At 70.7% G+C, this 12,509-nt stretch carries 14 protein-coding genes and 1 pseudogene; 9 read left to right on the top strand and 6 right to left on the bottom strand.

What is annotated here, in order from left to right; genetic code table 11:
• Positions 1 to 19: 19 nt before the first annotated feature.
• Positions 20 to 1,231 (bottom strand): CaiB/BaiF CoA transferase family protein, encoded by a 1,212-nt coding sequence (locus tag EZ242_RS05990; RefSeq protein ID WP_420821234.1) that lies wholly within the window; start codon positions 1,229 to 1,231, stop codon positions 20 to 22.
• A gap of 124 nt (positions 1,232 to 1,355) precedes the next feature.
• Here EZ242_RS05990 and EZ242_RS05985 point away from each other — a divergent pair, with 124 nt between their 5' ends.
• From EZ242_RS05985 to EZ242_RS05965, 5 genes are read left to right on the top strand one after another with little or no spacing between them, the layout of a single operon-like run.
• A complete protein-coding gene (locus EZ242_RS05985) occupies positions 1,356 to 2,201 on the top strand; it encodes an IclR family transcriptional regulator (protein ID WP_420821233.1) in 846 nt (281 codons plus the stop codon).
• Between the two features lie 20 nt (positions 2,202 to 2,221).
• On the top strand, positions 2,222 to 3,385 hold the full coding sequence (locus tag EZ242_RS05980) for an acyl-CoA dehydrogenase family protein (protein ID WP_135284226.1): 1,164 nt from the start codon (positions 2,222 to 2,224) through the stop codon (positions 3,383 to 3,385).
• Positions 3,386 to 3,422: 37 nt separating this feature from the next.
• Positions 3,423 to 4,400, top strand: coding sequence for a tripartite tricarboxylate transporter substrate binding protein (locus tag EZ242_RS05975; RefSeq protein WP_135284225.1), 978 nt, complete (start codon positions 3,423 to 3,425; stop codon positions 4,398 to 4,400).
• A 5-nt stretch (positions 4,401 to 4,405) separates the two neighbouring features.
• Positions 4,406 to 5,491, top strand: coding sequence for an NAD(P)H-dependent flavin oxidoreductase (locus tag EZ242_RS05970; protein WP_135284312.1), 1,086 nt, complete (start codon positions 4,406 to 4,408; stop codon positions 5,489 to 5,491).
• Positions 5,472 to 6,854 carry a CoA-binding protein gene (locus EZ242_RS05965; RefSeq protein ID WP_240787003.1) on the top strand — a complete coding sequence of 461 codons (1,383 nt, stop codon included), beginning with the start codon at positions 5,472 to 5,474 and terminating at the stop codon, positions 6,852 to 6,854. The genes EZ242_RS05970 and EZ242_RS05965 overlap by 20 nt, the downstream gene beginning before the upstream one ends.
• Before the next feature lie 5 nt (positions 6,855 to 6,859).
• On the opposite strand, the gene EZ242_RS05960 is transcribed toward EZ242_RS05965, so the two are convergent.
• Positions 6,860 to 7,906, bottom strand: a complete 1,047-nt coding sequence (locus EZ242_RS05960; protein WP_135284224.1) for a class I SAM-dependent methyltransferase — start codon at positions 7,904 to 7,906, stop codon at positions 6,860 to 6,862.
• A 345-nt stretch (positions 7,907 to 8,251) separates the two neighbouring features.
• Here EZ242_RS05960 and EZ242_RS05955 point away from each other — a divergent pair, with 345 nt between their 5' ends.
• The gene (locus EZ242_RS05955) at positions 8,252 to 8,725 is read left to right on the top strand and encodes an acyl-CoA thioesterase (protein WP_135284223.1); all 474 of its coding nucleotides are present in this window, start codon (positions 8,252 to 8,254) and stop codon (positions 8,723 to 8,725) included.
• A gap of 21 nt (positions 8,726 to 8,746) precedes the next feature.
• Here the strand turns inward: EZ242_RS05955 and EZ242_RS05950 are convergent, their stop codons facing one another.
• Together EZ242_RS05950 and EZ242_RS05945 are read right to left on the bottom strand one after the other, a co-directional pair.
• The gene (locus tag EZ242_RS05950; RefSeq protein WP_135284222.1) at positions 8,747 to 8,989 is read right to left on the bottom strand and encodes a hypothetical protein; all 243 of its coding nucleotides are present in this window, start codon (positions 8,987 to 8,989) and stop codon (positions 8,747 to 8,749) included.
• 3 nt (positions 8,990 to 8,992) lie between these two features.
• Entirely contained in the window at positions 8,993 to 9,502 is a 510-nt protein-coding gene (locus EZ242_RS05945) for a hypothetical protein (RefSeq protein WP_205960602.1), read from the bottom strand.
• 56 nt (positions 9,503 to 9,558) lie between these two features.
• Between EZ242_RS05945 and EZ242_RS05940 the strand changes: the two genes are divergently transcribed.
• Together EZ242_RS05940 and EZ242_RS05935 are read left to right on the top strand one after the other, a co-directional pair.
• Complete coding sequence (locus EZ242_RS05940; protein ID WP_135284220.1) at positions 9,559 to 9,831, top strand: DUF2164 domain-containing protein; 273 nt, start codon at positions 9,559 to 9,561, stop codon at positions 9,829 to 9,831.
• 14 nt (positions 9,832 to 9,845) lie between these two features.
• Positions 9,846 to 10,154: a YdhR family protein gene (locus EZ242_RS05935; protein WP_135284219.1), complete on the top strand. Its 309-nt coding sequence runs from the start codon at positions 9,846 to 9,848 to the stop codon at positions 10,152 to 10,154.
• A gap of 235 nt (positions 10,155 to 10,389) precedes the next feature.
• Here the strand turns inward: EZ242_RS05935 and EZ242_RS05930 are convergent, their stop codons facing one another.
• On the bottom strand, positions 10,390 to 10,869 hold the full coding sequence (locus tag EZ242_RS05930) for a GNAT family N-acetyltransferase (protein WP_167784664.1): 480 nt from the start codon (positions 10,867 to 10,869) through the stop codon (positions 10,390 to 10,392).
• A gap of 13 nt (positions 10,870 to 10,882) precedes the next feature.
• Positions 10,883 to 11,308, bottom strand: coding sequence for a PACE efflux transporter (locus tag EZ242_RS05925; protein ID WP_135284217.1), 426 nt, complete (start codon positions 11,306 to 11,308; stop codon positions 10,883 to 10,885).
• Here EZ242_RS05925 and EZ242_RS05920 point away from each other — a divergent pair.
• Positions 11,258 to 12,406 (top strand): annotated as a pseudogene (locus tag EZ242_RS05920) (YcjF family protein); the annotation flags it as partial. The gene EZ242_RS05925 and the pseudogene EZ242_RS05920 sit on opposite strands and share 51 nt — an antisense overlap.
• Between the last annotated feature and the right edge of the window lie 103 nt (positions 12,407 to 12,509).

Genomic DNA, 12,509 nt, shown 5'->3' with positions numbered 1-12,509 from the left:
ACGCCCCGTCACCCAGGCCTCACACGACCCCCTCGTCCTTCAGCCGCTCCAACTCCGCCGCACCGATCCCCAGCTCCCCATACACCTCCCCGTTGTGCTCTCCCACCGCCGGCCCCGTGCGCGGCACCGGCATCTCGCGGCCCACGATGCGCGGCACCACGCAGGGCGCGGGTAGCGAGCCGTAGTCCGCATCCGGCAACCGCACGATGGCCCCGCGAGCGATGTAGTGCGGGTCCTGCTCGATGTCCTCGATGGTGTAGGCCTTGCTGAAGGGAATGCCCGCTTCCTCCAGCCGGGTGGCGATGGTGGCGTAGTCATGCGCCGCGAACCATGCGCCCAGATGGTTGTCGAGTTCAACCAGGTTCTTCACCCGCGCCGGGTTGGTGGCAAAGCGCGGGTCGTCGGCGAGGGCGGGCTCGCCGATGGCGCCGCACAGGCGCGCGAAGATGGCGTTGGACGAGGCCACCAGCGAGAAGAACTGCCCGTCCCGGCTGCGGTAAATGTTGGAGGGCGCCGTGTAGCTCGCGCGGTTGCCTTCGGGCCGGCGCACCTGGCCGAGCATCTCGTGCTCCACGGGCAGGCAGTCCAGCAAGCGGAACAGCGCCTCGGTCGCGGCCAGGTCCACTTCCACGCCTTTCGCTTCCGGGTCGCCGCGCAGGCGCGCGACTTCAGCGGCGATGGAGAAGGCGCAGAAGAGGCCCGCCACCGCGTCGCCCACCGGGAAGTTGCTGTGCAGCGGCGGGCCGCCGAACTCGCCGGTGAGGTTGGTGAAGCCGCTCATGGCCTCGAAGATGCGCGCATACCCGGGGCGCGCCTTATAGGGGCCGGTCTGTCCGAAGCCGGTGAGGCGCAGCACCACCAGGCGCGGGTTGGCGCGGTGCAGCGTCTCGATGTCCAGGCCCCAGCGGTCCAGCGTGCCGCTTCGGAAGTTCTCCACCAGCACGTCGAAGCGGGGGAGCATGGACAGGAAGATCTCGCGTCCGCGCGGCCGGCGCACGTCCAGCGTGATGCCGCGCTTGCCGCGGTTGGCCACCTTCCACCACAGGGGCACGCCGTCCTTGACCGGCTGCAGGCCGCGTAGCGCGTCGCTGCCGTCGGGCAACTCCAGCTTCACGACGTCGGCGCCGTGGTCGGCGCAGAGCGTGGCGCCCATGGGCGCCGCGAGCACCGTGGCCATGTCGAGGATGCGGACACCGGCGAGGGCGCCAGCGGAAGTAGGGGAGGGGGTCACGGGTCGAGTCCTTGCGCCGCGATGGCACGGCCGCACCGCAGGTTGTGCCAGAGGGTTCCGCTGCCCACAATGCACGTTTCGCACAGCGAAACACCCGTTCCAACCCTGCCCACGAGCCCGCATCATGGCCTCCACCAAACCGAAACGCAGCATGGGTTCGATCGCGCTTCCCGGTCTCGTGCACCCGCACGACCTCGCCGACGACCGCCAGTTCTCCATGAACCTGGCGCGTGGGCTGGAGGTGCTGCGCGCCTTCACCGCCACCGCGCCCCTGCTCGGCAACCGCGAGATCGCCGACCGCACCGGCCTGCCCAAGCCCACGGTCTCGCGCCTGACCTACACGCTCACGCTGCTGGGTTACCTCACGCGCGACGCGGCCCTGCAGAAATACCGCCTGGGCAGCGGCGTGCTGTCGCTGAGCCATCCGCTGCTGGCGAGCCTGAACGTGCGCCAGGCGGCCCGGCCGCTCATGGAGCAGCTCGCGCGCAAGACCGGCTGCACGGTGAACCTGGGCATGCGCGACCGCGCCGACATCGTGTACGTGGACACGGTGCGCGCCGACGCCGCCAACCTGCACCTGCCCGACATCGGCAGCACGCGGCCGCTGCTGGCCACCTCCATGGGCCGGGCCCTGATCCTGGGCATGCCCGCCGCGGAGCGCACGGCCATCCTCAATTACCTGAAGGTGCACGACCGCGCCCTGTACGACCAGCACCGCCCCGCCTGGGAAGCCGACCTGAAGCTCTTTGCCGCGCACGGCTTCTGCCACTCGCGCGGCGACTGGCAGAAGGACGTGCATGCCGTCGCCGTGCCGGTGCGCCTGCCGCAGCGCGAGCAGCCGGTGGCGATGAACTGCACCCTGGCCGCCTACCGCATGCGCCGCGACCAGCTCACGCGCGAGGTCGCGCCGCTGCTGATGGAGACGGTGCGCCAGCTCGAGGCGGCACACGGCCTGCGATCCACGAACTGACGAGACGCCGAGAACCTTCCATGATCCGCAACCCTGAATCCTTCGCGAAGCTCCTGGCCGAGGTCCGCCGCTTCGTGCGCGAAGAGTGCATCCCGATCGAGGCCGAGGTGGACCGCACCGACCTCATCCCCGAGCCGGTGGTCGAGCGCATGCGCGCCTTGGGCCTGTTCGGCCACAGCATCCCCGAAGCCTATGGTGGCGCGGGGCTCACCAGCGAGGAGCTGTCGCTGGTGAACATCGAGGTGTCGCAATGCGCCACCACCTTCCGGGCGCGCTTCGGCGGCAACACGGGCATCGCGTCCGAGTCCCTGGTGGTGGACGGCACCGACGCGCAGAAGGAGCGCTGGCTGCCGCAGCTGGCCAGCGGGCGCCTGACCGGCTGCTTCGCGCTCACGGAGCCGGAGGCCGGCTCCGACGCCACCGCGCAGAAGACCGTGGCGGTGCGGGAAGGCGACGACTTCGTCATCAGCGGGCGCAAGTGCTTCATCACCAACGCGCCCATCGCCAACCTCTTCACCGTGTTCGCGCGCACCGACCCGAACGGCAAGGGTGCCCAGGGCATCACGGCCTTCCTGGTCGAGCGCGGCACCCCGGGCCTGTCCACGCCCGAGGCGTACCGCAAGATGGGCCAGCACGGCTCGCCCGTGGGCGAGGTGGTGCTGGAGAACGTGCGCGTGTCCGCCGAGGCCATCGTGGGGGGGCCGGCCATGGAGGGCCAGGGCTTTCGCACCGCCATGCGGGCCCTGAACAAGCAGCGCATCAACCTGGCCGGCCTGTGCATCGGCCCAGCCATTCGCCTGGTCGAGGAAATGGTGGCGCGCGCCGCGAGCCGCAAGCAGTTCGGCCAGGCCATCGCCGAGTTCCAGCTGGTGCAGCAGATGATCGCCGAGAGCAACACCGAGGTGCACGCCGCCCGCGCGCTGCTGCTGGAGACCGCGCGCAAGCGCGATGACGGCGTGGACGTGACCATGGAGGCGTCCATGTGCAAGCTCTTCGCCAGCGAGATGTGCGGCCGCGTGGCCGACCGCGCCGTGCAGGTCTTCGGCGGGCAGGGCTACATCAACGACAACGTGGCCGAGCGCTTCTACCGCGACGTGCGCCTGTTCCGCCTGTACGAAGGCACGAGCCAGATCCACCTGACCAACATCGCCCGGCGCACCATGGCCCAGGCGACGCGCGACTGATTCCCTTCCAGCCACCACCACGACCAGGAGACAAGCCATGACCCTCAACCGCCGCACCTTGATGGCCGCCGCTGCCGCCATGGGCCTCGCCGCCGCGCCTGCGTTCGCGCAGGAGGCGTATCCGAACAAGCCGATCCGCATCATCGTGCCCTTCACGGCGGGCGGCATCGTGGACTCCATCGCCCGCACCATCGGCGAGAAGATGTCCACCCGCTACGGCCAGCCCGTGGTGGTGGAAAACCGCGCCGGCGCCGGTGGGGCCATCGGCACCGACCTGGCGGCCAAGGCGCCGGCGGACGGCTACACGCTGCTGCTGGTGAGCCCCGGCCATGCCGTCGCGCCCACGCTGCAGAAGGGGGTGAGCTGGCATCCCACGCGGGACTTCAAGGCGGTGGCCGGGATCGGCGTGGTGCCCAACGTCATCGTGGTGCACCCCAGCGTGCCCGCCAAGACCATGCCGGAGCTGATCGACCTGGCCAAGAAGGCCAGCGCGCCCATGACCTACGCCACGGCCGGCATCGGCACCTCCAATCACCTGGCCGCCGAACTGCTGGCGCAGGAAGCGGGCATCAAGCTCACGCACGTGCCCTACAAGGGCCAGCCCGATGCGCTCAACGACCTGCTCGGTGGCCGTGTCGACCTGATGCCGCTCACGGCGGCCCTGGCCATGCAGCACGTGAAGGCCGGCAAGCTGCGCGCGCTGGCCGTGACCACCGCCAGCCGCGCGAGCGCCGCCCCCGAGCTGCCCACGGTGGCCGAAGCCGCCAAGCTGCCCAACTACGAAGTGGGCACCTGGTTCGGCCTGGTCGCGCCCGCCAAGACGCCCGAGCCGGTGATGCGCAAGCTCTCGGCCGACGTGGCGGACATCCTCACGCAGCCGGACGTCAAGGCCAAACTCCAAGGCATGGGCATGGAGCTGGCCCCGCAGAAGGGTGCCGAGTTCGACGCCTTCGTGGACCGCGAGTTCACGAAGTGGAGCAAGGTGATCAAGCAGGCCGGCATCGAGCCGCAGTGAGCGTGATGGTGCGCACGCCGATCTGCGAGCGCCTGGGCATCCGGCATCCGGTCTTCGGCTTCTCCCACTCGCTCGACGTGGTCGTGGCGATTGCCGATGCCGGCGGCTACCCGGTGCTGGGCCTCGCGCGGGAGCTGCCGCACGAGGTGCCGCAGCTGCTGGACGAGGCACGGCGGCGGCTTGCGGGCCGGCCCTATGCCATCGACCTCATGCTGCCTTCGCAGGTGCCCGAGGCCGCACGCATCGAGGACCTGCGCGGTGCCTTGCCGCCGGCACACGTGGACTTCGTGCAGGGCTTGCGCGAGCGCTTCGAGGTGCCGCCGCCCGTGAAGGAAAGCTTCTTCACCTCGCAGGTGCGCTCGCAGGCGCTCTTCGACGAACAGATCGAGGCCGTGCTGGCCTCGGACTGCAGCGGCGTGGCCACCGCCATCGGCCTGCGGGCCGACCTGATCGAACGCGCCAAGGCGCGCGGCAAGCTCACCTTCTCGCTGGTGGGGTCCGTGCGCCATGCGCGCAAGGCCATGGACATGGGCGTGGAGGTGCTGGTGGCGCAGGGCTACGACGCGGGCGGCCACACCGGCCCGGTCGGCACGCTGTCCCTGCTGCCGCAGGTGATCGCGGTGGCCGAGGGCCGGCCCGTGCTGGCCGCCGGCGGGATCGCCACGGGCGAGCAGGTGCTGGGCACCATCGCCATGGGCGCGGAGGGCGCCTGGCTCGGCACGCTCTGGATGGCTGCGCGCGAGAACCACACGCCGCCCGCGCTCCTCAAGCGCCTGGTGGACAGCGCCAGCGAGGACACGCTGATCACTCGCGCGCACAGCGGCAAGCCCTGCCGCGTGGTGCGCAGCGACTGGATCGACGCCTGGCAGCAGCCCGGTGCGCCCGAGCCCCTGGACATGCCGCTGCAGCAGGTGCTCACCGGCGACGTGTTCGCCTCCATGCACGAGCACGACGACGCGCGCCTCATCTACGAGGCGGCGGGGCAGAGCGTCTTCGCCATCCGGGGCGAGACCACCGTGGCCGCGCAGATGGCCGAGCTGGTGGCTGGCATGGAGCGCGCCTGGAGGCGGCTTGAACGCCTCGCCGCCTGACGCTTCGCCTGGGCTCGGAGCGCTGCTGTCGCCGCGCTCCATCGCGGTGGTGGGCGCTTCGACGCAGCCGCACAAGGTGGGCGGCATGCCGATCCGCCTGCTGCGCGAGAACGGCTACGCGGGGGCCGTGTACCCGGTGCACCGCAGCGCCGACCGGATCCAGGGGTTGCGGGCGTTCCCGTCTGTGGACGCCATCGGCGCGCCCGTGGACCTGGGGGTGGTGGCCGTGCCGCAGGCGGAGTGCGAGGCGGCCCTGGCGCAGCTTGTGCGCGCCGGAGCGCGGGCGGCCGTCGTCTTCACCTCCGGCTTCGCGGAGGTCTCGCCGGAAGGCGCCCGACTGCAGGACCGCCTCGCGGCCATGGCACGGGAGGCGGGCCTCGCCTTGCTGGGGCCCAACTGCCTGGGCGCGATGAACCTGCACGAGCACGTCTTTGCCACCTTCTCGCCGGTGGTCCTGGGCGGCGCGCCTCCAGCCGGCCCGGTCGGCCTGGTGAGCCAGAGTGGCGCCTTCGGCGGCTATGCCTTCTCGCTCGCGCGCGAACGCGGCGTGGGCATCGGCCACTGGATCACCACCGGAAACGAAGCGGGGGTGCAGGTCGCCGACGCCATCGCATGGCTCGCGCGCGAGCCCGCGTGCCAGTCCATCCTGGCCTACCTCGAAGGCGCGCGGGACCTGGAGCGGCTGCGCGCCGCGCTGCTCGCGGCGCGGGCGGCGGGCAAGCCGGTCACCCTCGCCAAGGTGGGCCACACGCAGGCGGGTCGCCGCGCGGCCCGGTTGCACACGGGCAGCGACACCGGCGACGCGCGGGAGTACCGCGAGCTCTTCGACGCCTGTGGCGTGCGGACGGTCTCCACGATCGCCGGCCTCTTCGGCGAGGCGGCGCCGTATGCGCCCATCGCACCGGCCGCGTTGGGCCAGGCCGTGGCGATCTTCAGCATCTCGGGCGGCGTGGGCATCATGATGGCCGACCGCGCCGAGGAGCTCGGGCTCGCGCTGCCGCCACTGCCGGCCGACGCCGCCGAGCGGCTCACGCACGCGATCCCTTTCGCCAGCACCGTGAACCCGATCGACGTGACGGGGCAGGTCTTCTCGCAGCCCGAGGTGCTCGTACGGGCGCTGCGCGACGCGGCGACCTGCGGCCGCTACGACCGGGTGGCGGTGTTCCTCGCCGCCGCGGGACAGGCGCCGGGCGTGTGGCCGCTGCTGCAGGACTGCATCGCGCAGCTGCGAACCGATGCCGGCGCGGCGCGCCTGGTCCTGAGCGGCATCCTCAGCGCCGGGCAGCGTGAGTGGCTGCAGGCGCAGGGATGCCCGGTGTTCGCGGAGCCGACGCAGGCCATCGAGGCGGCTGCCACGCGCTGAGCGCGCTACTTGCGCGCCTCCAGCACCAGGTTGAACGGCGTTTCGGTGGCGCGCCGGAAGCTCTGGAACCCCGCCTGCTCGAACACGTCGCGCAGGCGCCGCTCACCGGCCTGGGCCCCCAGTGCCAGCTTGACCGGCTGGGACAACGCGTTGGGCGTGCAGATGCAGGTGGATGCCGCGTAGAACAGGCGCCCCACGGGGTTGAGGTTCTCGTCCAGCTCGTCCTTGGCGTAGGGCTCCACCAGCAGCACCGAGCCGCCGGGCTTGAGTGCGGCATGCGCGCGGCGCGCCGCCCCCACCGGGTCGCCCATGTCGTGCAGGCAGTCGAAGAAGCACACGAGGTCGAAGCCGGAGCCTGGGAAGTCCTGCGCCGTTGCCCGCTCGAACTGCACCCGCTCGCCCAACCCCTGCGCCGCCGCGCGCTGGCGCGCCTGCTCGATGGAGGGGGCGTGGAAGTCGAAGCCGACGAAGCGCGAAGCGGGATAGGCCTGCGCCATCACCACCGTGGACGCGCCATGACCGCAGCCGACGTCTGCCACCAGCGCGCCTTTTTCCAGCTTGGACACCACGCCTTCCAGCGCGGGAAGCCAGCTGCTCACGAGATGAGCCCGGTAACCGGGGCGGAAGAATCGCTCGGTGCCTGCGAAGAGGCAGGGGTGGTGGTCGCCCCAGGACAGCGCGCCGTCACCGCGCATGGCCGCCGCGATCTTGTCCTTGTCCAGGTACAAGCTGGCCAGCACCACCGCGCCCCCGGCCACGTACACGGGCGAGTCCTCGTCGGCCAGCGCCATGGCCTGTTCTTCGGGCAACCGGAAGCGGCCGTTGTCGTGTTCCACGTAGCCGCTGGCGGCCTGCGCGCTGAGCCATTCGCGCACCAGGCGGGCGTTGCAGCCCGTGCGCTGCGCCAGCTCGTCCGCGCTGACCGGCTGGTTGTCCGCCATGGCCCGGTACAGCCCGAGCTCTTCACCGAGGATCACGTTGGCCATCATGGCCGCCCCTCCCATGTCCCCGACCAGCTTGCCCATGAAGTCCTGGAGTTTGGCTTCGTTCATTCGTCGTCCTCTCTCGCGGGCAGCCGAAGGAACACCGCACGGCCGGCCCGCGGCAACCGTGCCGTGGGAGAGGAAAGTGAACACCTGAGGTCCGGACGCGTCAAGTGGGCAGCCGTGGGCGGCCCGCTGAGGGACCCGATCAGCGTCCGCATCGCCCGGCTGCCAGGCTCTGCCGTCAGTCCTCGCTCATCGCCTCCGGATCGCTGACGTGCTGCGGGACCTGGCGTCGAGGACGACGATCCGCGCGTCAACCCGAACGGCGGCGCCAGCGGCCCTGTGCACCATGTGCCACCGGCGTGGGGCAGGGGATCGCCGTAGTGCTCGAACGCGTCTAGCATTCCGGCCATGCGATCCCACGAACTGACGATGACGGTGCTCATGACACCCGACATGGCGAACTTCTCCGGGAAGGTACATGGCGGCGCGCTGCTGAAGCTGCTGGACCAGGTGGCCTACGCCTGCGCCAGCCGCTATGCGGCGTGCTACGTGGTGACCGTGAGCGTGGACCAGGTCGTGTTCCGGCAGGCCATCCAGGTGGGTGAGCTCGTCACCTTCCTGGCCAGTGTCAATCATGTCGGCACTTCGTCCATGGAGGTGGGCATCAAGGTGCTGGCCGAGAACATCCAGACCCGCGAGGTGCGGCACGTCAACAGCTGCTTCTTCACGATGGTGGCCATGGACGAGAACGGTCGCAAGAAGGCGGTGACACCGCTGGAGCTGGTGACGCCCGACCAGCAGCGGCGAAGTCGCCAGGCCGTGCTGCGCCGCGAGCTGCGCCGGGAGCTGGAAGCGCGCTTCAGCTCGGTGGGCCGGGGCTGAAGGCCGCCGCCGGGGCGCCGTTCAACTGCGCCGCTTCGCCAGCCCCGCGATCTCTTCGCGCTGCTCGGGCAGGATGATCACCGCGGTTTCCTCGTCGACGAGCAGCAGCCGAGGTGGGCTGGCCAGGCCCAGGCGCGCGGCCACGCGATCTTCGTCCTCGCCCAGTTCCTGGCAGGCGCCGGCCAGCCGCAGGCGGGTGCCGTCGGACACGTCGGCGAACCGGGGCAGCCGACGTCGGGTGAAGAGGCGGTCCAGCCAGCCCATGCGTCAGCCGGCCACCCGCTGGAAGGGCAGGACGGCAAAGGCGAGCGCCTGCAGCAGCAGCGACAGCACGATCAGCCGCAGCGCCCAGGTCCGGTGCCGGGAGCTCGCGGCGTTGCCGCGCAGGTACTGTTCGTAGGCGACCGCGTAGCTCGCCGTGAGCGTCGCACGCAGGCGCGCCTGCGCTTGCTCCGGTGGGGTGCCGGGCGGCTGCACCAGGTCCGCGACGCGCGGCGGCTCGTGATAGACGAACAGCCACTCCGCCATGAGCACCTGCCAGGCCGAGGCGAACAGCGCGGCGATGGCGGCGGCGCCGAGCACCAGGATGGCCAGGCCCGGCGCCTCTTGCCAGCGACTGGCGTCGATTTCGGAGGCCAGCGTGCCGAGGGCGAACACCGCGAAGGAGATCGCGGCAACCGGCGTGCTGATGCTGCCGCGGATGGTTTCGCGTCGGGCGCGCTCGCTCAGGAAGAGGTGACGCGTGTGCTCCAGGTGCAGGTCGGTCGCTTCGGGCATGGAGGGCTGCATCGTATGCCGTTCCCAGGGGGGCCGGGCGTCGGCAGAATGCCTGCATGATCGAACTCCCCAAAGACGTCCGCGACCAGGCGGTCGCGTCCATCGAGCGCTACTTCCGCGAGAACATGGACGAGAAGATCGGCAACATCGCGGCAGGTGGGCTGCTCGGTTTCTTCGTCGAGGAGATCGGCCCCGCCATCTACAACCGGGCCGTGCGCGACGTGCAGGAGCGACTGCGCCTGCGGGTGGAGGAGGTGGACCTCGAAGTGAACGAAGACGAGTTCACCTACTGGAAGAAGTTCGAGAACAAGGCCGGCAGGCGCCGCTGAAGAAAGGACCGCGAGTGATCACCGAATACGTGCTCTTCAAGCTGCCGCCCGGCATCACCCGCGACGAGGTGGTCGCGGGCATGCGCGAGGTGGCCCCGCGCTGGCGCCGCGAGCCGAACCTGGTGCGCAAGACCTTCGTGTTCGACGCGCAGGCCAACGAGGCCGGTGCCTTCTACCTGTGGACCGACCGCGCCAGCGCCGAAGCCGCCCACGACGAAGCCTGGCGCCAGCGCATCCGCGACGCGTATGGGAGCGAGCCGCGCATCCGCTATTTCGACACGCCCCTGGTCGTGGACAACGCCTTGGGCAAGGTCGTCGAGTAGCCGCGCTGGGGTCCAACACCTCCGTTCGCCCTGAGCGGTTAATCACCGCAGCCGGGGCCGCGGTGAAAGGCACTGCCGATCAAACACATCCGTTCGCCCTGAGCCTGTCGAAGGGCTCGCGTGGCGGTCTCGCGCGATGGGCTTCGACAGGCTCAGCCCGAACGGTTGGGACCCGACGGGGTCCCGTGGATTCGCTCTTTGTTGAGACCCTGTCGAAGGGCTCGCGGGGTGGGGCTCAATCAGACGGCGCGCGCGACACCTGCAACCACTTCTCCAGCAGCAACCCGTCCACCCCCGCACCATAGCGGCCACGCCGGATGCCGACTTCATGGAAGCCCAGCTCGTTGTAGAAGCTGCGGGCGGCCGCGTTGTCGCGTCGCGTTTCCAGGCGGATGCGCCGTGCACCCGCGGCGCGGGCCGATGCCTCCAGCCAGCCCAGGAGTGCGCTGCCCAACCCTTGCCGTTGCCGGGCGCTGCGAACGGCGAGCAGGGACAGGTAGGCATCGTCGTCCAGGAATTCCATGATGCCGAAGGCGGCGAGCTCGCCCTGGAGTTCCGCGACGGCCACGCTGGTCTGCGGATCGGCGATGGCGGCAAGCACGCGCTGGGGGCGCCAACGCCAGGGCAGGCCGGTTTCGATCAGCTCGCGCGACATCCCGGCGATGGCCCGGGCATCCGCGGGCCGTGCCAGGCGAACGGAGACGACGGCGGACATCGCAGTGTGCCGCTCAGCGCGCCTGCGCGGAGGCGGGCAGGCCGAAGAGCCGGTCGAACGCCAGGTTGAACACGAAGGCATACACCAGGAAGAACGCGATCATGGCCGCGTTCAGCGCCAGCGCAGCCAGCAGGCTGACCCCCAGGACCCAGGCAAAGAGCGGCACCAGCAGGGTGACCAGGCCGGCCTCGAAGCCCACGGCATGCGCCGCGCGCCGCAGCAGGCTGCGGCCCTTGCGCGCCTGGCGGGCCTCCCAGGCTTCGAAGAGGCTGTTGTAGAGGTAGTTCCAGGCCATGGCGATGGCCGAGGATGCGGCGGCGGTGATGCCGGCCGTGCCGGTGGGGCTGTCGGACAGCAGCCGCAGCAGGCCGGTGGCGAGCGCGATGGCGATGGCCTCGAAGCTGATGATGTAGACGATCTTGCGTTGGAGTCCCTGCACCGACGTGATTCTAGGCAGGCCGTGGCGGGGAACCCGATGAGCCTGCCGCCACTCCACAATGCTCGTTCCACCCGACCCCCACCCGCAGGCCTCCCCATGTCCCAAACCGAAACGCAAGCCATCGTGTCCCTCTCCCTCATGGCCGCCTTCGTGGACGGCGACAAGCACGACCGCGAGCGCGCCGAAGTCCGGCGCATCGCCGACGCGCTCGCGCAGTCCGACGCCGTGCACCTGCCCAGCCTGGTGCAGGACGTGCTCATGAAGAAGGTGGACCTGGCCACCGCCGCCGGGGCGCTGCGCTCGGCGGACGCGCGCCAGCTCGCCTACGAGATGGCCGTGTGCGTGTGCGACGCCGACGGCGCGCAGTCCGTGCCCGAACAGCGCTTCCTGAACGAACTGCGCAGCACGCTCGGGCTCGATGCCGGCCTGGCGCGCCAGTTCACCGAGGATGCCGAATTCCTGGCGGCCGCGCCGATCGACGGCCCCCTTCCCGCCCCGGCCGGCGCCGCCGCGGCCGCCGGGCCGGTTCCTGCACCGGCGCAACCGCCGGCTGGTGCCGGCGCGCGCACGCCGCAGGTCAGCGAAGCGGAACTGGACCAGTCCATCCTCAACGCCGCCATCACCAACGGCGCGCTGGAGCTGCTGCCCGAGACGCTCTCGACCATGGCCATCATTCCGCTGCAGATGCGCCTGGTCTACCGCATCGGCCAGTCCTATGGCTACGAGCTGGACGCCGGCCACGTGAAGGACTTCCTCGCCACGCTGGGCGTGGGGCTGACCTCGCAGTACCTGGAGCAGGCCGGCCGCAAGCTCCTGGGCGGCCTGCTGGGCCGCATGGGCGGCGGGTTGATGGGCGGCCTGGGCAAGCAGGCGGTGAGCTCGGGCATGAGCTTCGCCGCGACCTTCGCACTCGGTCACGTCGCCAAGCGCTACTACGCCGGTGGCCGCACCCTGTCCACGCAGATGCTGAAGGAGACCTACGCCAGCATCACGAACGAGGCCCAGGGCCTGCACGGCCGCTACCTGCCGCAGATGGAGCAGCAGGCGCGCACGCTGGACGCGGGCAAGGTGCTGGCGATGGTGCGCGGCCGGGCCTGAGAGGCGCCGCAGCGCGCGCTTTCCTAAATCTCCGCTTGCGGTTCATTAAATAAACGCTAAGCGGCCGGATCGGTGTTTCCATCGGGCCGCGTCGGGCAGACAC

Source organism: Ramlibacter rhizophilus, from assembly GCF_004681965.1.
Classification (GTDB): Bacteria; Pseudomonadota; Gammaproteobacteria; order Burkholderiales; family Burkholderiaceae_C; genus Ramlibacter; species Ramlibacter rhizophilus.
Note: the sequence above shows the minus strand (reverse complement) of the source record. Positions and strands in the feature narration are given on the sequence as shown.